The organism is Micrococcus antarcticus (assembly GCF_044872765.1).
GTDB lineage: Bacteria > Actinomycetota > Actinomycetes > Actinomycetales > Micrococcaceae > Micrococcus.
This window is the reverse complement of sequence record NZ_CP085253.1, coordinates 1,068,100-1,088,890: the sequence shown is the minus strand read 5'-3', so window position 1 is coordinate 1,088,890 and position 20,791 is coordinate 1,068,100. Positions and strand designations below refer to the sequence as shown.

Sequence of the window (20,791 nt, the reverse complement as noted above, 5' to 3'; positions counted from 1 at the left end):
CTGGCGGGCATGCCGCTGCTCCTCGCCCTGGACTCGTCCGCCGCCGCCTCCGTGGCCGTGCTCGCCGACGGGGAGGTCCGCGCGGCCTGGGCCACGGAGCGCACCACGACGCACGCCGAGGTGCTCGCCCCCGCCGTCACCCGCGTCCTCGCCGAGGCCGGCGTGCGCGGAACGGACCTGGACGGGATCGCCGTCGGCGTGGGCCCGGGGCCCTTCACGGGCCTGCGCGCCGGCCTCGCGACGGCGGCCATGCTCGGCTTCGCGTGGGACGTGCCCGTGCACGGCGTGCGCAGCCTCGACGCGCTCGCCCACCGCGCCGGCGTCGACGCCTTCCGCCGGGGCGCCGAGGAGTTCGTCGTCGCCACCGACGCGCGCCGCCGGGAGGTCTACTGGGCGCACTACGTGCAGGTGGGCGGCCAGCCGACCCTCCTGCACGGCCCGTTCGTCACGCCGCCCGCCGAGGTCACCCCGCTGCCCGCCTACGGCGCCGGCGCCGGCCTCTACCCGGAGGCGCTCGCGGGCGTGGACGGGTGGACCGCCGCCGTGCCGGACCCGGAGGGCCTCGGCGCCGTCGCGGAGCTGGCCCTGCGGCGCGGGCGCGGCCTGCTGCCGCCCGTCCCGCTCTACCTGCGCGAGTCGGACGCCAAGGTGCCCGGTCCTCGCAAGCGCGCGGGGGCCTGATGGCGCCGCGGGACGCCGAGGCGCGCGACGGCGGCGGGCGGCCGGGCGCCGACGTCGGGCTCCCCGCCGGGTTCATGCTGCGCCCCATGACCGTGTGGGACATCCCCGAGGTGCTGGCCCACGAGCACGCGCTCTTCCCCCTCGACGCGTGGCCGGCCCGCTTCTATGAAGAGGAGCTCGCCCAGGTGGGACCGGCCGGCGGCGCGGACGCGCACGGGCGCCCCGCGACCCGCGACTACCGCGTGGTCGTGCGCGACGAGACCGCGGACGTCGACGCCGGCGAGCACCCGGGGGACATCGTCGGCTACGGCGGGATCATGGTGGCCGGAGACGTCGCCGACGTGCAGACGATCGGCACCGTGACCGCCGTCCAGGGCCGGGGGATCGGCGCGGCCCAGCTGCGCTGGATGCTCGAGGAGGCCGCGGCGCGCGGCGCCCGCGGCCTCATGCTCGAGGTGCGCGCGTCCAACGACCCCGCCCGCCGCCTCTACACGCGTCATGGCTTCGCCGACGTCCGCGTGCGGCGCCGCTACTACCCGGGCGGCGAGGACGCCGTCGTGATGCTGAAGGAGCTGTGAGCCGGGCGCGTCCCTAGAATGGAGCCCATGCCCACCGCCACCGCCGCCCCCCTCGTCCTCGGCATCGAGTCCTCGTGCGACGAGACCGGCGTCGGGATCGTGCGCGGCACGACCCTGCTCGCCCACGAGGTCGCCTCCTCCGTCGAGGAGCACGTGCGCTTCGGCGGTGTCATCCCCGAGATCGCGGCGCGCGCCCACCTCGAGGCCCTCGTCCCGACGGTGCGCCGGGCCCTCGAGGCCGCGGACGTCACCCTCGAGGACCTCGACGCGATCGCCGTGACGTCCGGGCCGGGCCTGGCCGGCGCGCTCATGGTGGGCGTGTCGGGAGCCAAGGCCCTCGCGGCCGCCCTGGGCAAGCCCCTCTACGGGATCAACCACCTCGTGGCCCACGTGGGTGTCGGCATGCTGGACGGCGTGCGCCCGACCGCGTGGGACGACCTCCCCGCCGATCTCGGCGCCCTGCTCGTCTCCGGCGGGCACACGGAGATCCTCCGCGTGGACCGCATCAGCGCGGACGTCACCCTGCTCGGCTCCACGATCGACGACGCCGCCGGTGAGGCCTACGACAAGGTCGCCCGCCTCATCGGCGCCGGCTACCCGGGCGGCCCCGTCATCGACCGCATGGCGCAGCAGGGCGATCCCCAGGCCTTCCGCTTCCCGCGCGGGCTCACGGCGGGCAAGTTCGTCGGCTCGGCGGAGGAGCCCGGCGCGCACCGCCACGACTGGTCCTTCTCCGGCCTGAAGACCGCCGTCTCCCGCGCCGTGGAGCAGTTCGAGGCCCGCGGCCTCGAGGTGCCCCGGGCGGACATCGCCGCGTCCTTCCAGGAGGCCGTGGCCGACGTGATCACGGCCAAGGCCGTCCGCGCGTGCCGCGAGCACGGGCTCACCCACCTCCTGCTGGGCGGCGGCGTGGCGGCCAACTCCCGCCTGCGCGCGCTGCTGGCCGACCGCTGCCGCTCCGCCGGGATCGAGCTCACGGTCCCGCCGGTGAACCTCTGCACGGACAACGGCGCCATGGTCGCAGCCCTCGGCGCCCGTCTCGTGCGCGACGGCGTCGCCCCCTCCGACCTGGCGTTCGGGGCGGATCCGGGCCAGCCGGTGGGCACCGTCAGCGTCTGAAGCGGGGGTGGCACGACGAGGGCACTCGGGCTGCCCGATAGGATCGGCCTCATGCGCGTACTCGTCACCGGCGGCGCCGGATTCCTCGGTTCTCACACCGTCAGTGTCCTGCTCGACGCCGGTCACGACGTCCTGGTGCTCGACAGCCTGGTCTCCAGCACCATCGTGCCCCTGGAGCGGGTCGCTGAGCTGGCTGAGGTGACGTTCGGAGGACCGCGCCTCAGGTTCCACAGAGCCGACGTGCGTGAGCCCACGTCCTATCGGGGCGCCGTGGTGGCATTCGGTCCCGATGCCGTCGTCCACTTCGCCGGACTGAAGTCGCCCACGGAGTCGCTCGCCGACCCGGCGTCGTATTACACGGTGAACGTCGCCGGCACTGCCGCCGTCGCCGAGGTCGCGGGCGCCGCCGGTGCCCGCGCCTTCGTCTTCTCGTCGTCCGCCACGGTGTACGGGGATGAAGCCCCCGTCCCGGTGGGGGAGGACGCCGCTGGTGCGCCGGTCACCCCCTACGGGCACTCCAAGCTCATGGCGGAGCAGGTGCTCCGGCACATGCACGAGGCGGGGCGTCACATGGGTGTGGCCGTGCTTCGCTACTTCAACCCCGTCGGAGCGCACCCCTCGGGTCGTCTCGGTGAGGACCCTCAGGGCGTCCCCGCCAACCTGATGCCGTTCGTGGCGCGAGTCGCCGGTGGGTGCTACGAACAACTGAACGTGTTCGGCGCTGATTTTGCCACGCGTGATGGCAGTGCCGTGCGGGACTTCATCCACGTGATGGACCTGGCGGAGGCCCACGTGGCCACCCTCGAATGGATGGTCGCTCAGCCCGGGGACGAGGTCGGGGTGCAAGTCTGGAACATCGGCCGTGGGGAAGGGGTCACGGTCTTCGAGATGATCCAGGCTTTCGAACGCGTGACCGGTCGCCCGGTGCCGTTCCAGGTCGTCGGGCGCCGACCCGGTGATATCGCTGCGTCATGCGCGTCGGTGGACGCCATCGCCGCGACCGTGGGGTGGCGGGCGAGCCGTGATACCGACGCCATGGTGCGTGATCTCTGGGCGTGGCAGCAGGCCAATCCCTCGGGCTACGCGGGGGACGCACCCTGACGGGGAAGATGCCCCACGGAGCCGCGCGGCCATTCGCTGCGGGACGCGTCAGCGCTGGGCGATGTACTCCAGCGCGGGTGCGATGACGTCCATGGCCGCATCGATCTGCCGTGCAGCGGTGGCCATGGCCTCGGGGCCTCGCTTGTATGGATCCTGCACTTCGTCGCTCGGATCGGCGGAGCGACGCGCCCAGAGGAGTGCGACAAGGCGGTCCAACTCCAGGTCTGCGGGCAGGTCCGACATGATGCGCGCTGCCTGGCCCAGCAGCAGCACCTTGCGCCCGTGCTGGGGCCAGGCGTCGAGGATCCATCGCCGGTGGTCTGGGCCCATGGTCAGCACGAGATCCGCCTCCTCCAGGAGGCCGCGGGTGAGCTGGCGTGCGACGTGCTGGGACGGGTCTCCAGCGGCGTGGACCTCTGCGGCCATGGGCGGATCGATGGGATGTTCGACGAGCGCGCGTGTTCCTGCCGATCCGAACTCGACGCCCTGGATGCCGCGCGCGCGGCTGGTCACGTCGGCGTAGGCGGAACGACAGATGTTGGCCGTGCAGACGAAAAGGACCTTGAAGGGGCCTTCGTGCCCGAGCGCATGGCGGTCTCCACCGCCGGGTTGCCACTGGAATCGTGTCATCGGATTGGCTCCTCATCGTCGTGGACGCGCCGGGGCACGCTCCTCACCGGAGGGCCCGGGACACAAGATACCTGCGTGGTCTCCGCCTCATCGGATGATCGCGCCGCAGGGTGCCCCACGGATCACTTCGCCGCTCCGGAACTGGGATAAGGTGAGCCGAGCTCGCATGCGGGATGGAGGCCTCGCGGCTGACCGGTGAGGTTCTCGATGGGTGGCAGGCACCGCGATGATCACGCTGTCATAGGTGGGTCCATGTCGTGGCGAACCTCATAGGAGTCTCGATCGAGGGAACGTGATGGATCTTCAGCAATACCTACAGACCTTCCGCAAGTACTGGCGCAGCATTCTGACCGTGCTGTCGGTATGCGTGGGCGCGGCTCTCGTGTTCACGTTCTTGCAGACGCCGAAGTACAGCTCCACATCGTCGGCGCTCATCGCGGTGGACACGGCGGCCTCCGCCGGTGAGTTGTCCTCGGGCGCCCTTTACGCCGAGCGGCAGGTCTCCTCCTTCGTCGCCCTCGCCGACAGTGCCCTCGTCCTCGACCCAGTCATCGATGAATTGGGCCTGGACGTGACACCACAGGCCTTGCGGAGTCGCGTCTCGGTGTCGGCTCCCGCCGGCACCTCCATCGTGGATGTCACGGTCACGGACACGAACGCCGGACGTGCCGCCGAGATCGCCAACGCGATCACGGCGAGCCTCAAGAACGTCACCAGCGACGTCGTGCCCACCGGTCCTGACGGGGACGAGATCGTCACCGTCACGGTGGTGGAGCCGGCGTCTGAATCGTCCCGACCGGTGTCACCGCGTCCCGTGGTGAACATCGCCCTGGGATTGATCGCCGGCGTCGTCCTCGGTCTGGGCCAGGCGCTGGTGCGGCGCCTGCTTGACTCTCGTATCCGTACACGGGATGACCTCGAGGAAATCACCGATGCGCCGGTCCTGGCCTCCGTGGTCCATCACAAGGGGTCGGACCGGGCCAAGGACGAAGCCGCTCCCGCCCGAGGCACAGCCTGGGCCAGCGACGAGTCGTATCGGAAGCTGCGCACCGCCGTGGGCTTCGTCGCTCTCGGCGGTGAACGACGTTCCTCCATCGTCGTCACGTCGTCCGTGCAGGGTGAGGGCAAGACCGAGACCTCGACGAATCTGGCCAAGGTTCTGGCCGAGACCGGCGCCCGGGTCCTGCTGGTTGATGCGGATCTGCGCCGCCCGCAGGTGGGCGCCAGGCTGGGCCTGGACGACGAGCTGGGCCTGTCCGATGTGCTGACCGGCCGAGCCGACCTCAACGACGTGCTGCTGTCCGTGGACGACCTGTCGGTCCTCACCGCCGGAACGGTTCCTCCGAATCCGTCCGAGCTGCTGGGGTCGGAGGCCATGGCGGAACTTCTCGCTCTCGTCGAGGCGCACTTCGAGTACGTCATCCTCGATGCCCCACCGCTGCTGCCCGTGACCGACGCGGTAGTCCTCAGCCACCAGGCCGGCGGCGCTGTCGTGGTGGCACGCGCGGGGGTCGCGCGCCAGAACCAGCTCACTGAGGCGTTGTCGATCCTCGAGGCGGCCGACGCGTCCGTCTACGGCGTCGTGCTCAACGACGTTCCGGTGTCGCAGATCGACGGATACTCCCAGTACTATCGCTGAGGCGCAGGCCTCCTCCCACGCGGGAGCGGCGCTCTCTGCACCCTGCCGGAGGCCCCGTCCCAGCCCTTTGAAGTGGAGGATCATCCATGAAGTCTGCACTGCGCAGAATGGCGGCCCGAGCCCTAACCAAGGGCTCCTTCGACGACATCGAGTCCGAGATCCTCGCCGCTCTCGAACAGCCGGCGGGCGCCGCGGAGCCGCAACGCATCGACCGGATCGTCGAACACGCCGTGCGGAACGTGCCGTTCTACAACCGCCACTCCGCTCAGACCTCGTCCCTCGAGGACCTGCCCGTGGTGGACAAACTGATGGTCAAGAGCGGAGTCGAGGATTTCCTCCGCGCAGGGGTGGACCGCAGCCAGCTCGTGTCGCGGACGACGTCCGGGTCGACCGGCATTCCGCTGACGGTCTATCTGGACCGTTCCCGTGCCCGGCGCAACCAGGCCGGGGTGGCGGCATCGCTCACGTACGCCGGCGCCGACCCGTTCGCCCCCATCGTGCGGGCGCGCCAGTGGGGCCGCATCTCGGCCAGGAGCCGTGCGGTGCAGATCCTGCGTGAACACTACCCAGCGCATGCGGACCGTTTCGACCCCGCGGACATCGCGCCGCTGAAGGCTTGGGTGCAGAAGCGCAAAGACGTCATGTTCCTGGGCTACCCGTCGTACCTGGAAATGGTCATGCGCACCCTCGAAGCCGAAGGCGCGCGGTTCGCCCCGGGCAATGTCCGCACCCTGATCTCCGCAGCGGAGGCACCGACTCCGTACTTCTTCGCGGCGGCACGTCGCCTCTTCGGCGTCCAGGCCTATGCCCGGTACTCCAGCATGGAGATGGGAGCCATGAGCATCTCAGACCGAGACGACTGGAGCGCCTACAAGTTCGACACCAGTTCGTATCACGTGGAGATCCTCCAGGAGGACACCGACGAGCCTGCCGCAGCGGGGGAGCTGGGTCGCCTTGTCGTGAGCGATCTGCATAACCTGGCCATGCCTCTGCTGCGCTACGACACGGGTGACATGGCGCGATTCAAGGTCGACGACCAGGGTCGGGCCGTCCGGAACACGATCGTCGACCTGCACGGTCGTCGACTGGATGTGCTGGTGGGAGGCACCGCTGCGGCGCCGAGAAAGCTCCACGCTCTGGCGATCTGGGGCCCTGCCGCGCAGATCTCGGAGCTCCGCCAGTTCCAGCTGCGCCAGCACGACATCGGGCGGTTCACATGGCTCCTGAACGCAGAGCCGTCGGCAGAGATCGAGGGCACCCTGCGCCGTGCCCTGGACGAGCGGGTCGGTGACGTTGTCGAGTGCCGCTTCGAGTACGTCGACGAGATGCCGGTGCTGGCGTCGGGCAAGCGCAAGTTCTTCGTCAGTGACATCGACGACCCGTCGGCCCTTGTGGAGGGGGGCCGCTGACGACGGGAGCGCGCCGTCGTCGCCCTCTCGGGGCCCAAGAACATGGCCGGCACGGGGATGTCCTCCCCGTGCCGGCCCTTTCACAGGTGGCCATGGAAGCCGTGCGCACAGCTCACATGGGGCCCGTCACTGCGGTTCGGCGTCCGTGTACTCCCGGTGGAGCGCCTCGATGTCCGTCGTCCTGAAGCGCGACCAACTCAAGCCCAGCAGCGCACCGCCCAGGACGGCCCAGACAATCAGCGCGAAGAGCGACTCGGTGCCCAATGCCCCGGGGGATGACGGGACGAGCAACAACAAGAGAAACAGGACAGCGATCAGGGCGCCGGCCATGCCCAGGATCTTCAGTCCGGCGGAGGGAGCCATCGCTTCCGCCGACCGGATCCTGCCGGAGGCGAGGGAGATGACGAAGATCGAGGCGAAGAAGTATGCGACGGTGATGCCGGCCGAGGTCATGTCCACGAGCCAGCTCAAGGCGGCCCTGCCGAACCACGGGGTCGCCGAGCACAGTGTGGCGATGACCAGGATGGAGAACACCGGGGTGCCGGAGGTCCGAGACAGCGAGCGGAAGGCCGGTGGGATCATCTTCGCTTCGCCCATGGTGTACAGCACCCGCGAGGATGCCGCGATGAACCCGTTCAGCCCGGTCAGCACGCCCGCGGAGACCGCCACCACCACCAGAACCATGGCCGTGGGGCCCAACAGGTCCGTGAGCGCCTCCGCCGGCGGCCAGGCGCTGTCACTGTAGTCTGCGGCCCGAGAGGACACCGCGATCGCCGTCACCAGAGACATGAGGACGTACACCACCGCTGCGGTGACGATGCCCGTCACCATCAGCCCGACGACCTTGCGCGGGGCGAAGCCGAATTCCCCGGCCATCTGCGGGACGGTGTCGAACCCGATGAAAGCCCACGGCGCGATCGCGAGGATGACGAAGACGCTGGTCAGCAGCGACTGGCCCGGGGGAACGGCTGCCGGCAGCTCGATGTCCTGGGTCAGGAAGGCGTACACGGCTGACACTCCGAGTACGGCGATGCAGGTGAGCATGGTCACGACCGCCCAGAATTGGAACCGTCCGGAGAACTCCACCCCCTTCATGTTCAACAGGGCGAAGACCCAGATGAACAGGATCGAGACCAGGACCTCCGCAAGGTAGACCTCCCAACCTGCGACGTCGAAGAGCTTGCCGTGGGAGAGGAGACCCGGGAAGGTCACACGGAAGATCAGGGTGACCGCTGAGGCGTTCATGGCGACGATCCCGGTGTACCCCAGGGCCAAGGACCAGCCGGCGATGAATCCGGGGATCCGTCCGGCCGAGAAGAGTGCGAAGAGCACGCCGCCGCCGGTGCGGGGAAGGGCTCGGATGGCGGTCGCGTACACCAGACCGACCACGAGGATGAGCACGGTGGCGACGCCGAAGCCCAGGACCACCCCGGCGAGCCCGGCGCCTTGCAACCAGTCGAAGGGCAGGACGAAGGCCCCCCACCCCACCTCCGAGCCGATCGCGAGGGCGAACACCCAGGCGGGAGTGAGCCTGCGGCGGAGTGCGCGTGGAGATGTCCCGGCCGGAGCCGGTGGGGGATGGGCGGTCATGAGGATCCTCGTCTGGTCGGCTCTGAGGCGGGGGAGCGGGTCAGCGGGTGACCGCAGATTCGCGTGCGGCGTCGAAGCGCTCCCAGAGCACGTCGTCGATCTGGGCGCGTGTCATGCCGTCGAAGCGTCCCGCGTCCGCCAGGCGCTGTGCCTCCAGCTCAGAGAACTCGTCCAGCCGCTTGGCCGGAACGCCCCCGACGATGGAGTCTGGCGGCACGTCCTTGGTCACTACAGACCCGGCGGCGATGATCGCACGCGGGCCGATGCGCACGCCGGGCAGGATCACGGACCCGGAGCCGATGAACACGTCGTCCAGCACCTCGATGCAGTCTTCATTGACGGGAAGGCGGACGCCGTTCTTCCTGCCGATCATGAGATTGATGACGTCGTGCGCCACGAAGGTCACGCCGGAGGCGACGACGATGTTGTTGTGAAAGCGGATCAGGTTGGGATCGTTGGGCAGGGCGCGCGGCTGGAACCACACGTTCTCGCCCATCCCGCGGACGAGGCCCTTCCTGCTCATGTACCGGGCTCGGTCACCGCCGCTGATGATGAACATGAACCGGCCCTTCCTGAGCATTCGGGAGAGCATGCGGAGCTTGGACATGGTGATGTGGTCCTAGCTCTTCGGAATCAGATGGGGTAGTCGGCCGGCGTGTGTGCTCGAGACGACCCGCGGCGTGACGCGTTGAGCCCCTTCACGCCGGCGGTCCTTGAGCAGGAGCGCGACGAGCCAGGTGCCCAGCAGGACGGCCAAGGTGACCGGGGACAGCACGTCGGCGAGGAAACCGGAGGCGCTGCCACGAGGTGCGAACACGATGGCGGGGATGCTGAGCAGGCGCATGGTGTTGGCCAGCACCGAACCGGGGACGAAGGCGTCGATCCAGGCCACCAGCAGTCCGTAGGACACCGCGACCAGAAGGACGCCGGCGTAACCGTAGTCCGCGAACCCCTCGGCGAGGAAAGACGAGCCCACCCCGCGTCCGGTGAGGTAGAGGTCCCCCAGGGTGATGTAGGACAGCGAGTGGCTCAGGGAGGTGCCGGACTGCGCGTACGCCACGGTGTTGCCGGCGAGTCCGCCGTCTCCCCCGAAGATCAGCCGGAGGATTCCCTGGCTGGCGAATGTCATGAGGTAGTGGCTCTCCGGCAGCCGTGACTCGTAGAGGAGACCGTACTCGATGACGTTGAGACTGGAGCCCTGTCCGTAGAGGAAGCCGGACAGGGTGTCGCTTCCCTCGGCGCCGTCTCGGTTCGCCCCGACCAGGAGGAAGACGGGGACCAGAACGGTCACCGCCGCGCCTCCGATCAGCATCAGCCGGCGCAGCGGGATCAGCGTCGTGTCCTGATGACGGGCGCGAAACACCAGGTAGGCGAAGACCATCAACAGGAAGGTGCCGAAGTCGCCGCGGTCGCCGGTGACCATGATCAGGGCCTGCACGGTGAAAGCGGTGGTCAGCACGACCCAGGTTCGCCGTCTCGACGCCAGGGCGGCCAGGAAGACACAGAAGGCGACGGTGTTGGCGAAGTTGCCATAGGCGGTGACGGAGGCGAAGCCGCTCTGCCCGGTGACGTAGAGGCCCGTGTAGCCGGCCTGGCTGGCCGTGCGGACGTTGGTGACCAGATAGGCGAGCGCAAAGGGCAGGGTCGCCCAGTACGCGAGATCCGCCGCGGAGGCGAAGCGTTCGCCGAACTGCCGCCGGGCCTCCTCGCGCGCGGCCGATCGTGCCTGTCGGCGACGGCCGGCGAGGAGGGTGATGATCGCCCGGGGGTACAGGAGATACCCGGCGACGATGCCGAGCAGACCCAGGGACAGCGTGAGAATCAGGTGGTCCTCGACCTCGGCATACCAGCCGAGGCCGTCGTAGCCGAAATAGCCCATCATGATGGGCTTGCCCAGCAGGAAGAAGGCGTACGTCGCCAACAGGGCGAGCAGCATGATGCGGTCGCGGATCCGAGCGGCTGCGAAGCCGACCGCCGCGATCCAGAGGCTCACCGGTAAGGACCACGCCCGCATCTGCGGATCGATGAGCACGACCGCGGCGAGCACCAGCACCGTCACCACGACCGGGACGATCAACAGTCCGGCGCCGCCGGGGGTGGCGGGAGGTACACGGTTCCGGACGCTCTTCACGGGTGCTCCTTCGTCGGCCGTGCCACGTCCGAGGCGACCTCGGCTGGGTGACCACGGCGGTCGAATTGACGGGTGACGATCAGGGTCATGACGAGCATGCACATCAGGGCCGCGGCCATGATCCACGCCATGACCTGCACCCGGGGAAGCAGCGGGAGCGTGCTGGTCGTCAAGAAGATCAACGGCGCCGCCGCGTACACCACGGCGAATCCGAACAGCCACCCCTGACGCTCCGTGGTGACGTAGACGTTGGCCAGCGGCGAGGTGAAGGTGTTCATGAAGAGCCACGGCATCAATGCTTGAGCGATCAGGCCCGCCTGGTCCCACTGGTCTCCCAGAAACAGGGGGAATAGCCATGGCGCCAGCCAGTAGAAGACCAGGAACACCGGAGTGGCGACGAAGCCCAGACGGATGAGCAGTCGCTTCACCAGCGGCGTCAGCTCACCGGGGCGTGCGCGGGCCATGAGCGGCAGGAACACCTGGGCGATGGCGCCGCGGATCAGGTAGACCGGCGCATTCGTCGCCTTGTTCGCCAAGGAGTACTGCCCGAGGCTGCCCAGGGCGATGTTGCCGATCAGGATGTTGATCCCGGCGTCCCGGACAGCGTCCACCAGGACGTTGGGGGCATTGAGCAACGGCATCTTCTTGTAGCGCACGGCCATCTCCCGGATCGCAGGGGCGTCCACCGGGAGTGAGGTGCGCAGCTCCGGGACCCGCCGGTGCAGGACGATGAGGGTCAGGACCTGCCCGACGAGCATGCCGATCAGCAGCCCCTCGAATCCCCCCACCAGGGGCGCGCAGACCAGCTGCGCCGTCAGCATGAGCGCTGCCGCAAGAACCCGGTTCTGTGCGATGAGGCCGAACTGTTTCATCCGGATCAGCCAGCTCTGCGTGTTCATGATCTGCGCCATCGCGTAGACGATGAGCGCGGTCACGGTGAGCCAGATGCCGAAGGACGGGTGCGCATAGTGCTCGCTGACCAACCGATGCACTAGCAGCAGGACGACGGCGAGAACGACGCAGGTCACCAGGATGATCCGTGAGGCCAGCCGGTGGACGGTGCGCGCGGCCGACTGGCTCTCGGGAAGGACGATGGCGATGTCATAGCGCAGCGCCGCGACCATCGTCCCGGCGAGCACAATCGACTGGGCAATCGCGAACAGTCCGAAGTCTGTGGGCGTATAGAGGCGCGCCAACGGGATCATGCCGACGATGGTGATCAGCTGGGCCATCGTCGTCCCGGACAGCACGGTGAGGATCTGGCGCATGAGCGTGCCGTCGCCGACGGCCTTCCGCCGGGCACGTTGGAGGAAGGCCATCACGGGATGCGGAGGTCCGCCCTGGTCTGGTTGCGGCGTGCGCAGTGGTCGGCGTTGACGGGTCACGACAGCATCTTCTCGACGAACTGCCGATAGTTCCGGTCGGAGTCGAAGTGCGTGCTCCACGTCTCTCGGGCAGCGGCCGACCGACGGGCGAAGGCATCGGGAGTCATCCGGGCGAACTCCTCGACCGCGGCCGCGATCTCCCGCGGCATCGGATTGGCTGAGATGAGCCGGCCGTTCACGCCGTCGGAGACGATCTCCCCTGTGCCGCCGACATCCGTGGCGATGGTGGGAAGCCCGCAGGAACTGCTCTCCATGATGGAGACCGGCAGTCCCTCAGAGCTGCTGACATTGATGAAAACGTCGTGCCGTCCGGAGCGGTAGGCCTCCAGGATCTCGTCGTTGCGGGTCCAGCCGTGGAAGTCGACGGAGACGTGGCCCGGCAGGGTCGAGGCCATGGCGCGCACCCGGTCCATGTCCGGGCCATCCCCGTAGTGACTCCACTCGACCTGGACGGTGTCCGAGACCTCCCTCAGTGCCTCCACGAGGAGTTCGAGTCGCTTGACGGGTGCCACCTCGGAACAGGAGACGAGCCGCAGCACCTGAGACGAGGACCGCGGCGGGCGGACCCCATGGTCCTCGGTCCCGAGGTAGGACACCTGGATCCTCTCCACGAAATCCGGATGCCGCGCGCGGAGGTACTCGGCGCCGGCCTGTGAGACGCTGTGCAGCTCGTCGAGAGCGCGCAGGTTGATCTCGCGGCCCGGCAGGTAATCCGTGGGCTGGCGCTCTTCGAAGAGATCGATGCCGTGGGCACGCCCGATCAGTCGGCTCGACGGGAACTTAGCTGCCAGTCTGCTCATCAGGTACGGCTGGTAGAGGAAGCGGTAGGCATAGTAGACGGTTTCGTCGGAGGCGCTCGGCGCGATGTTGTCATGGATGAAGCGTCCGATCACGGACGCCTCGTGCTCGGCGCGGCTGAACTGGGACAGTGCCTGGAGGGCACGCGCCATGGTGAAGCGACGGTCTCTGAGGAGCTGGCGAAGCTCGGTCACGAAGGCACGGGACACCAGAGCCCTCGGCGAGACAGCGGCGTAGAACAGGGGGGACTTGAACGGGACGGGGACGACCGTCACCTGCTCGAGCGGCAGATCACGCCGGTGCTCCCTCTGATGCTTGCGGATCGACAGCGAGAAGATGTAGACCTCGTCGAAGGCGTCCAGGTAGTGGCATTCCCGCATCAGGTACGGTTCCTGTTTCCCGTAGGGGAAGGAGTTGGCGAAGAGCAACAGGCGGCGGGTCATCGGCGGCCTCCCGTGTCGGGACCGGTGGGGGTCTCCCGCACCGACGTGAGCTGAGGAGTGGTCATCGCCTGAAGAATGTTCAGGGTCGAGTCCTCGAGGGTGTGACGGGGGGCGAAGTCGTACTCCCGACGCAGCAGGCCGGAGTCCAGCCCGAGGGTGCGGTCGTCACCGGCGGAGGGTTCCCAGTCGATGCGCGGCTCGTGCTCCGTGTGCGTCCGGACGACGTCCGCGACGGTCTGGGCGATGTCCCGGAGCGTCCGGGGGGCACCGCCGCCGATGTTGAGGGCCGTAGAGCCCTCCGGGGGGCCGGCCAGGGCCACGGCGATCAACGCCCGAGCGGCGTCACGGACGTCCATGAAGTCGAACACCTGGTCCCCGCCCTGGATCGAAACCGGCTCATCGGCCAGGAACCGGGCGATGAAGCGATTGACGATGCGCACGTCGTACCCGGGGCCGATCAGGCTGGACATCCGCGCGTTCACCAACACCTCCGGTGGGAGCACCAGCGCGGCGGCGAGCTCCATCGCGTACTTGCCGGTGGAATAGGGCGTGTCGCACTCGATCGGACTGCCCTCGTCGGCCGCCTTGGTGCGGGCTTGGGAGTAGACGCTCTGGGAGGAGACGTTCACGAAGCTGTGCAGGTCGACGGCGTGGGCCGACCGGAACAGCCGGGTCAGGTACTCCAGCCCGTCGGCCATCGCCCGGCCGCCGCGGTTCCAGGGGAACGCGCAGTTGATGACGACGTCGCCGTCGCGCAAGAAGCCCGCCTCGAGGAGCCGCGTCCGCGGGTGGACCTGCGGGAAGCGCCGCAACGCGGCGTAGGGGGCGCGCTCCAGCTGCGCTGCCAGCTCTCCGACCGTCTGCGAGCTGACCGCGACGACGTCGTGATCCGTCTCCGCGAGCAGCTCGCGCACCACGCTGCTGCCGAGGAACCCACCGGCCCCGGTCACCACAAAGCGCATGTCTCTCCGTCCTTCGTCGTCTGAGGCCCGCTCACAGGACACAGGAGTCCAGGTCCTGCGGCGGCATGTCCGGGTGGATCACCATGGATGCGCCGTCCACGTCCCGGACATCGATCAGCTCGTCGACCCGGCGCATTGTCTGACGCAACGAGTCCAGGGAGTCCGCGACGCCGACGGTCCGCACCGCCACCTGCCGCAACTGGCCCCAGCCCTCCTCCGGCAGCGTCTCACCGGCGTCGATGGCCGCCACGGTGGACAGGATGCCGGGCAGGGCGGCGACGTCGTCAAGGCCCGTCACGGAGCCGACCGTCCCCGGACGGATCAACGTGGAGATGTTGAAGCCGTACCCGTGATGTCGCGGCTCGGCTACAGCCGCCAGATCGGGCTCGCCCATCGTGTCGGTGAGGGCGAAATGGATCAGCATGGACAGTGGGTTGTACCCGCACAGCTCCTCCACGACGCGGTACTCCTGGGTCGGCGTCACCCGATAGCCGATGTCGTAGGTGTGGAACACACCCTCGTGGATCAGCCCCTGCATGAACATGATTCCATCTCGCACCCCGGCTGAGCGCATCATCGCCTGGACGGACGGCGCCACGTCCGCCAAGTACGTCGGCAGCAGCGAACTCGGCGAAGAGTACGCCACCGGCAAGCGGTACCGGTCCTGCGGGCCGAAGTCGTGCATATGCCGGTGCCACATCAGCGATACCCGGCAGTCACCGTCCTGGAACACCCAGTAGACGGTGGCCTCCTGGCCGGGCAGGAACCGTTCGATGACGAGCTCCTGTGTCCAGGAGTAGTCCAGGGCCACGTCGAGGCCGCTCTGGAGCTCGGACTGCGATGCCACCACGCTGATCCCGCGGGAGCCGCTGCCGTCGGCAGGCTTGACGATCAGCGGGAACGCCTCCTCCGGAATCGCTCCCGAGGTGGCGTCCTCCACGGAGTACCCAGTGATGGTGGGCACCCCGAACTGCTCGAGCAGGGCCTTGTAGCGCTTCTTGTCCGTGAACAGCCGGATCTGGTCCACGGTGGCGTAGCACGGCACCTGCGCCGCTGCGCAGATCTCCGCGTAGGTAGCCAGCCAACGGTCGGAGAACCCCGCGAGCACGCCGTCGACCCCCTCCCGGCGGATGAGCTCGACGACTGCGTCGACGTCGCTGGTGCTCACTTCGAAGTGCTGGTCTGCGGCGAGCTTGGCGGGAGACTGCTCCGGGGCGTTGTAGTCGGTCACGATCACGTGGACGCCAAGGCGATGCGCCTCGTCCACGATCTCGATGGACTTGCGGGAGCCATCCAGCAACAGCAGCTTCCTGCCGGCCAACGGCCTGGCGTCCAGATCCATGATCACACCCCCTGCCGAGCGTCCGCGGAGTTCGACGTCAACAGGCCGTGGCGCTTGAGCACCGTGTTGAGGGCCCAGTCCGGCAGGGCGACGGTGGTGATCACCGTGCCATCGGCGTCGTATCCCATGAAGGAGCCGCGCGTGGAGGATCCGCGTGCCTTGTTCTGGCGCCGGTCCAGAGCGGTCTGCAGGACGCGCCAGATCAGCCAGGCGTCGGTTTTGAGCGAGACGTTCTCCACGTACCAGCAGTCGTTCTCGAACTGGTCGTTGTAGGTGACCGGGCCCTTCGGCGGACGTGGGGGAGGGCACTCCAGTCCTGGCTTGACCGCCATGCGCTGGCGGTGGCGTCGACTGAAGCGCTCCACGTACTCGGGCACCAGCGGGCGTGGGCCGATCAGAGACATGTCCCCCGTGAAGATGTTCCAGAAGTTCAGGAGCTCGTCCAGAGAAGCCCGCCGGATCAGACGCCCGGCCTTCGTCACGCGCAACTCGCCGAGCAGGGGCCTGCCCTGGTCATCGTAGGCCTCTCGCATGGTGCGCAGCTTGACCATCCGGAACATCTTCCCGTGCTGGCCGGGGCGCTCCTGTGTGAACAGCACGGGCCGGCCAAGGTCCTTGAGCGTCACCAGGCACAGCGCGCCGACCACGGGCGAGCTCAGCAGCAGGGCCGCCCCGGAGACGGCGACGTCGAGGGCTCGCTTGCCGTGCCGGGTGTAGAACGAGTCCCGCGGCGTGACCGGGGGGTGCAGCTCGTTGACCCGCGCGAGGTTCGCCCGCCGCAGCTCGTCCGCGACTTCCCAGCGCAACTTCTGGTTGAGCGCGGCGAAACGCTCCTGGTAGGGGGAGTCAGGCGTCAGCACCGGTGCCTCCTTCGCTCGTGGCTGCGATCTCGACGAACTTGCCGGCGACGACGTCCGGTCGGCAGCGCAGCCATGCGGGGTCGGGCTCCCTGCCGAGCGTCCAGGCCACATAACATTCCGGCACGCGAGCACCGGCCATGTGCGAGAACGGGTAGCCGCCGCCGAACCGGGGGTTGATGTCGATCACATAGATGTCACCGGAGGCGTCTACGAACACGTCCACGTCGATCGACCCCGGGTGGGGGATTGCCTCCGCGATACCACGAGCAATGGAATCGAAGGGGGCCGCGTCGACGGAAACGGCGCGGTCTGTCTCGCCGCTGCGCATGGCGATTTTGCGTCGCGCCAGGACGCCGGCATAGCGGCCCTCCAAGTCACAGACCACATCAAGGCCGTACTCGACGCCGTCGATCCGCTCCTGGATCACGATCAGTTCCGCAGGCGGGACCTCGCCTTGCTGCAGTGCGGGCACCCCTTGGCGAGTTGTGACCTCGCCGGACGCCTCCTCGAGCGCCCCGGGAAGTCCGGCCCGGTCGACGAACCGCAGCCCACGCGACGCGCTGCCGTAGCGGCCCTTGGTCACGAACGGCCCGGCCGCCTCCTCGGCTGCGGGGGGAGCGGTGCCCAGCCACGTCACCGGGGAGGGGACGCCGGCCTTGACGAGGGCCTGGCTGGTGGCGAACTTGTCCTCGACCAGGCGTTGGGTGTCGGCGTCGAGGCGTACGAGCGGTGCCCAGGCGCGGTCCTCAGGAAGGGTCGCCCAGGTCGAGAGCTCGAAGTCGTTGATCGAGACGGCCAGGTCGATGTCGTGCTCGACCAGGGTCTGGCGGAGCCACGACGCATAGCCGGGGTCCACCACCCTCGGCGCCGAGACGAAGCCGTCGGCAAACGGCCGTGACGGGGCGTTGGCGTCGACGTCCGCCGCGAGGACTGCGCCATCCACGCCGTTCGACTTCAGGGCGTCGCGGAACCAGCGCACCAGGTAGGGCCTTCTGCCCACGGAGGAGAGAAGGATCCTCATGCTCGGCTCTCCAGGAACGAGGTGATCGACTCCACGACACGACTGATGCTGGATTCGTCGAGCACCGAACCGCTGGGAAGCGACAGCCCGGTGGTGAACAACCGCTCGCCGGTGCCGTCCGTGAATGCGCGGCGCTCAGCGAAGACCGGCTGGAGGTGCATGGGCTTCCACAGCGGTCGGGCTTCGATGTCCTGCCCGGCCAGGTGGACGCGCAGATCCTCGGCGGTGAACCCCGCCGCGTCCGGGTCCACCAGGATGGAGGAGAGCCAGAAGTTGTCGCGCGTGGGGCCGCCGTCGACGCCGGACGGCTCGCCGAACATGTCGACACCGGGCACCGCGGCGAACAGCTCGCGGTACCGGATCCGCAGCGCCCGGCGGCGCTCGATCATCTGATCGAGCCGGTTCAGCTGCGCCCGACCCAAGGCGGCAAGGATGTTGGAGAGGCGGTAGTTGTAGCCGATCTCGGTGTGCTCGTAGTGGACCACCGGCTGGCGGGCCTGGGTCGCGAGATAGCGGGTGCGTGCAGCCATCTCCTCGTCGTCGGTGAGCAGGGCCCCGCCGCCTGAGGTGGTCATGATCTTGTTCCCATTGAACGACACCGCAGCGGCCACCCCGTAGGCAGCCGACTGCTTCCCGTCTCGGGTCGCGCCGAGGGACTCAGCGGCGTCGGACAGCACGACGGCGCCGTGGTCAGTGGCGATCCGCCCGATGGTGGCGTGATCGGCGGTCTTGCCGAGCAGGTCGACGGGGACCACCGCCTTGATCTCGTGGCCTTCGCCGCGGAGGGTGCTGAGGGCCTGCTCGAGCAGGGCGGGATTCATGTTGCCGGACTCGTCAGCGTCGACGAACACCGGCTCCGCACCGGTGTAGGTGATCGCGTTGGCCGTCGCGGCAAACGTCAGCGATGACGTCGGCACCAGATCGCCGGGACCAACCCCGAGGTTGAGCAGACCCAGGTGGAGAGCCGCCGTCCCCGAGGACAGAGCGACTGCATGGGCGCGTCCGGTGTAGTCCGCCAGCTCGGATTCGAAGGCGTCCACTTCGGGGCCCAGAGGCGCGATCCAATTCGACCGGAAGGCTCGGACGAGGGCGTCCTCTTCGGCCTGCGTGACATCTGGGGACGAGAGGAAGATGCGGTCGGTCACGGGCGTGCTCCTGACTGGTCGAGTCCTGCGGTCTGGGCATCGTCGGCGGGTCCGACGGACGGCTCATCGTCGATCATGGCCAGGATCGACTCTCGATCTGAGGGCAGTTCTGCCACCACGATCGGATCGAGGTCGGGGACCTGCACCTCGCTGATCATCGGATGCTGGCTGGTTGCCTTCGCCTCGGCATTGCTGAACAGCACCTCATGCATCTTCTCGCCAGGACGCAGGCCGGTGAAGTGGATGTCGATGTTCTGCCCGGACTCGGCAATCATCCGCTTGGCCACGTCCAGGATCTTCACGGGCTGGCCCATGTCCAGCACCAGGACCTCGCCGGGATTGCCGATCGCGCCGGCCTGGAGCACGAGCTCGCAGGCCTCGGGAATGGTCATGAAGTAGCGGGTCACGTCCGGGTGGGTGACGGTGACCGGGCCTCCCTTTTCTATCTGATTCCTGAAGGAGATCAGCACCGATCCTCGGGAGCCGAGGACGTTGCCGAAGCGCACTGAAAGGTATGGCAGGTCATACGTGGTGGCGTGCCAGGCGGTCAGGCGCTCGGCCAGGCGCTTGGTGGCGCCGAGGACACTGGTCGGCGCGGCGGCCTTGTCCGTGGAGATGTTCACGAAGCGCTGCACGCCGACCGAGTGGGCGGCCTGCAGGACGTTGCGCGTGCCCAGGACATTGGTGCGCCATCCTTCCAGGGGGAACCGCTCGAGCATGGGGAGGTGCTTCAGCGCGGCGGCGTGGAAGACGACCTGCGGCCGGTGGTGCTCGAAGACGGCCTGCAACGCCTGCTCGTCACGGATGTCGCAGAGGATGATGTCGTCCGTGTCCAGGAGACCGTTGCCGTAGATGTCCAGCTGCACGCCGTGCAGGGCGGACTCGTCTCGATCCAGCAGGAGGAGTTTAGCCGGACCGAGACGGTGCAGCTGGACGGCCAGCTCTGAGCCGATGGAACCGCCGGCGCCGGTGACCAGTACGACCTTGCCCGAGACGTAATCCGAGATAGTGGAGATGTCCGTGGAAATAGGCCGTCGGCCCAACAGGTCAGTCACGCTCAGATGGCGCAGGGACCCGAGCGTTACCTTCCCGCCGACCATCTCGCGCAGCGGCGGCACGACGACGAGGTCCAGCCCTTCCTCGGTGCACATGCGGCTGACCCACTCGACGTGGTCGGCATCGGCGTTGGAGATGGCATAGATCACAGCCTCGGCGCCCAGTTCAGCGGCGACCTCGGCCAGATCCTTGCCCCTGCCGCGCACCCCGAGGCCGTGGATCCGCAGCCGGGACTTGCCCTTGTCGTCATCAAGGAACCCCACGATGCGGTAGGGAGGCTCTTCGGCTTGGCGCATCAGCTGTGAGACCTGATGACCGGCGTTGCCGGCGCCGTAGACGATCGCCGGTATGGAAGCCTCCGTGGCAGCCCGAGGCCGGCCCGCCGCCACATTGCGCGCAAGGAAACGGCCGGCCAGCATGATCACCAGGGCCAACGGCGGCATGGTCAACGCCACGCCGCGGGGGAAGGCGGGGGACGCCACACTCAGAGCGAGGCCGATGCTCAGTGCGATGGCGCAGACGATCACAGCCGTCCACCCGGCGTCGGAGAAGCTGCCCACTCGGTGGCGTCCGAGATAGACCTGGGTGACCAGGCCCGCGGCACACTGGAGCGCCACCGCGATGAAGGTGAACGCGATCACCCAGTTCCACTGCATGGGTGACAGCCCGAAGTCGTAGCGGACCACCAAGAAGGCCAGCAGCGCCAGGATCCACGACACGCCGTCCCAGATGATCAGCAGCGCGTGTCGCGCTAGAGGTGGAAGCTGCGGGCGCGTTGGTACCGGGGCACTCACATTCATCATGCACATGCTTTCGTCGTGGGGCATGGAGCGTGCACATCCTAAGGCCTGTTTGCAGCAGCAGTGACTCGAGTACGTCAGCAGGAGTCGGTCTTCGGACG

18 protein-coding genes are annotated in these 20,791 nt (G+C 68.4%); 6 read left to right on the top strand and 12 right to left on the bottom strand.

All coding sequences use genetic code 11. The features are described 5' to 3' along the window. The first annotated feature begins 9 nt into the window (after positions 1–9). From tsaB to galE, 4 genes are read left to right on the top strand one after another with little or no spacing between them, the layout of a single operon-like run. On the top strand, positions 10–681 hold the full coding sequence (gene tsaB / locus LG274_RS04990; protein ID WP_404465792.1) for a tRNA (adenosine(37)-N6)-threonylcarbamoyltransferase complex dimerization subunit type 1 TsaB: 672 nt from the start codon (positions 10–12) through the stop codon (positions 679–681). Further along, entirely contained in the window at positions 681–1,259 is a 579-nt protein-coding gene (locus tag LG274_RS04985; RefSeq protein WP_404465790.1) for a GNAT family N-acetyltransferase, read from the top strand. Before tsaB ends, LG274_RS04985 begins: the two co-directional genes overlap by 1 nt. A 27-nt stretch (positions 1,260–1,286) precedes the next feature. Further along, entirely contained in the window at positions 1,287–2,378 is a 1,092-nt protein-coding gene (tsaD, locus tag LG274_RS04980; RefSeq protein WP_404465788.1) for a tRNA (adenosine(37)-N6)-threonylcarbamoyltransferase complex transferase subunit TsaD, read from the top strand. A 51-nt stretch (positions 2,379–2,429) separates the two neighbouring features. After that, complete coding sequence (galE, locus tag LG274_RS04975) at positions 2,430–3,479, top strand: UDP-glucose 4-epimerase GalE (RefSeq protein WP_404465786.1); 1,050 nt, start codon at positions 2,430–2,432, stop codon at positions 3,477–3,479. Between the two features lie 48 nt (positions 3,480–3,527). Here the strand turns inward: galE and LG274_RS04970 are convergent, their stop codons facing one another. After that, positions 3,528–4,109, bottom strand: coding sequence for a hypothetical protein (locus tag LG274_RS04970; protein ID WP_404465784.1), 582 nt, complete (start codon positions 4,107–4,109; stop codon positions 3,528–3,530). Positions 4,110–4,404: 295 nt separating this feature from the next. Here LG274_RS04970 and LG274_RS04965 point away from each other — a divergent pair, with 295 nt between their 5' ends. Together LG274_RS04965 and LG274_RS04960 are read left to right on the top strand one after the other, a co-directional pair. Further along, positions 4,405–5,748: a polysaccharide biosynthesis tyrosine autokinase gene (locus LG274_RS04965; protein WP_404465782.1), complete on the top strand. Its 1,344-nt coding sequence runs from the start codon at positions 4,405–4,407 to the stop codon at positions 5,746–5,748. Between the two features lie 86 nt (positions 5,749–5,834). After that, a complete protein-coding gene (locus LG274_RS04960) occupies positions 5,835–7,157 on the top strand; it encodes a hypothetical protein (protein ID WP_404465780.1) in 1,323 nt (440 codons plus the stop codon). Positions 7,158–7,283: 126 nt separating this feature from the next. Here the strand turns inward: LG274_RS04960 and LG274_RS04955 are convergent, their stop codons facing one another. From LG274_RS04955 to LG274_RS04905, 11 genes are all read right to left on the bottom strand, one after another. After that, a complete protein-coding gene (locus LG274_RS04955) occupies positions 7,284–8,672 on the bottom strand; it encodes an APC family permease (protein WP_404465778.1) in 1,389 nt (462 codons plus the stop codon). Between the two features lie 115 nt (positions 8,673–8,787). Further along, on the bottom strand, positions 8,788–9,354 hold the full coding sequence (locus tag LG274_RS04950; RefSeq protein ID WP_404465776.1) for an acyltransferase: 567 nt from the start codon (positions 9,352–9,354) through the stop codon (positions 8,788–8,790). Between the two features lie 12 nt (positions 9,355–9,366). After that, entirely contained in the window at positions 9,367–10,878 is a 1,512-nt protein-coding gene (locus LG274_RS04945) for an O-antigen polysaccharide polymerase Wzy family protein (protein WP_404465774.1), read from the bottom strand. Further along, positions 10,875–12,197 (bottom strand): oligosaccharide flippase family protein, encoded by a 1,323-nt coding sequence (locus LG274_RS04940; RefSeq protein ID WP_404465772.1) that lies wholly within the window; start codon positions 12,195–12,197, stop codon positions 10,875–10,877. Before LG274_RS04940 ends, LG274_RS04945 begins: the two co-directional genes overlap by 4 nt. Positions 12,198–12,259: 62 nt before the next feature. Next, entirely contained in the window at positions 12,260–13,504 is a 1,245-nt protein-coding gene (locus tag LG274_RS04935) for a glycosyltransferase (RefSeq protein WP_404465770.1), read from the bottom strand. Further along, positions 13,501–14,466 (bottom strand): NAD-dependent epimerase/dehydratase family protein, encoded by a 966-nt coding sequence (locus LG274_RS04930; RefSeq protein ID WP_404465768.1) that lies wholly within the window; start codon positions 14,464–14,466, stop codon positions 13,501–13,503. The genes LG274_RS04935 and LG274_RS04930 overlap by 4 nt, the downstream gene beginning before the upstream one ends. A gap of 31 nt (positions 14,467–14,497) precedes the next feature. Next, positions 14,498–15,808: an ATP-grasp domain-containing protein gene (locus LG274_RS04925; protein WP_404465766.1), complete on the bottom strand. Its 1,311-nt coding sequence runs from the start codon at positions 15,806–15,808 to the stop codon at positions 14,498–14,500. A gap of 2 nt (positions 15,809–15,810) precedes the next feature. Continuing rightward, positions 15,811–16,668: a sugar transferase gene (locus LG274_RS04920; RefSeq protein WP_404465764.1), complete on the bottom strand. Its 858-nt coding sequence runs from the start codon at positions 16,666–16,668 to the stop codon at positions 15,811–15,813. Next, a complete protein-coding gene (locus tag LG274_RS04915; RefSeq protein ID WP_404465762.1) occupies positions 16,655–17,689 on the bottom strand; it encodes an ATP-grasp domain-containing protein in 1,035 nt (344 codons plus the stop codon). Before LG274_RS04915 ends, LG274_RS04920 begins: the two co-directional genes overlap by 14 nt. Beyond that, on the bottom strand, positions 17,686–18,834 hold the full coding sequence (locus LG274_RS04910; RefSeq protein WP_404465760.1) for a DegT/DnrJ/EryC1/StrS family aminotransferase: 1,149 nt from the start codon (positions 18,832–18,834) through the stop codon (positions 17,686–17,688). The genes LG274_RS04915 and LG274_RS04910 overlap by 4 nt, the downstream gene beginning before the upstream one ends. Beyond that, positions 18,831–20,717 (bottom strand): polysaccharide biosynthesis protein, encoded by a 1,887-nt coding sequence (locus LG274_RS04905; protein ID WP_404465758.1) that lies wholly within the window; start codon positions 20,715–20,717, stop codon positions 18,831–18,833. The genes LG274_RS04910 and LG274_RS04905 overlap by 4 nt, the downstream gene beginning before the upstream one ends. Positions 20,718–20,791: the final 74 nt, after the last annotated feature.

What these genes read in the sequence shown, in the direction of transcription:
- LG274_RS04925 (WP_404465766.1), bottom strand. Translation starts at nt 15,808, where the DNA reads ATGGATCTGGACGCCAGGCCGTTGGCCGGCAGGAAGCTGCTGTTGCTG.
- LG274_RS04905 (WP_404465758.1), bottom strand. Translation starts at nt 20,717, where the DNA reads ATGCCCCACGACGAAAGCATGTGCATGATGAATGTGAGTGCCCCGGTA.
- tsaD (WP_404465788.1), top strand. Translation starts at nt 1,287, where the DNA reads ATGCCCACCGCCACCGCCGCCCCCCTCGTCCTCGGCATCGAGTCCTCG.
- tsaB (WP_404465792.1), top strand. Translation starts at nt 10, where the DNA reads ATGCCGCTGCTCCTCGCCCTGGACTCGTCCGCCGCCGCCTCCGTGGCC.
- LG274_RS04950 (WP_404465776.1), bottom strand. Translation starts at nt 9,354, where the DNA reads ATGTCCAAGCTCCGCATGCTCTCCCGAATGCTCAGGAAGGGCCGGTTC.
- LG274_RS04915 (WP_404465762.1), bottom strand. Translation starts at nt 17,689, where the DNA reads ATGAGGATCCTTCTCTCCTCCGTGGGCAGAAGGCCCTACCTGGTGCGC.
- LG274_RS04940 (WP_404465772.1), bottom strand. Translation starts at nt 12,197, where the DNA reads ATGGCCTTCCTCCAACGTGCCCGGCGGAAGGCCGTCGGCGACGGCACG.
- galE (WP_404465786.1), top strand. Translation starts at nt 2,430, where the DNA reads ATGCGCGTACTCGTCACCGGCGGCGCCGGATTCCTCGGTTCTCACACC.
- LG274_RS04960 (WP_404465780.1), top strand. Translation starts at nt 5,835, where the DNA reads ATGAAGTCTGCACTGCGCAGAATGGCGGCCCGAGCCCTAACCAAGGGC.
- LG274_RS04935 (WP_404465770.1), bottom strand. Translation starts at nt 13,504, where the DNA reads ATGACCCGCCGCCTGTTGCTCTTCGCCAACTCCTTCCCCTACGGGAAA.
- LG274_RS04970 (WP_404465784.1), bottom strand. Translation starts at nt 4,109, where the DNA reads ATGACACGATTCCAGTGGCAACCCGGCGGTGGAGACCGCCATGCGCTC.
- LG274_RS04985 (WP_404465790.1), top strand. Translation starts at nt 681, where the DNA reads ATGGCGCCGCGGGACGCCGAGGCGCGCGACGGCGGCGGGCGGCCGGGC.
- LG274_RS04965 (WP_404465782.1), top strand. Translation starts at nt 4,405, where the DNA reads ATGGATCTTCAGCAATACCTACAGACCTTCCGCAAGTACTGGCGCAGC.
- LG274_RS04930 (WP_404465768.1), bottom strand. Translation starts at nt 14,466, where the DNA reads ATGCGCTTTGTGGTGACCGGGGCCGGTGGGTTCCTCGGCAGCAGCGTG.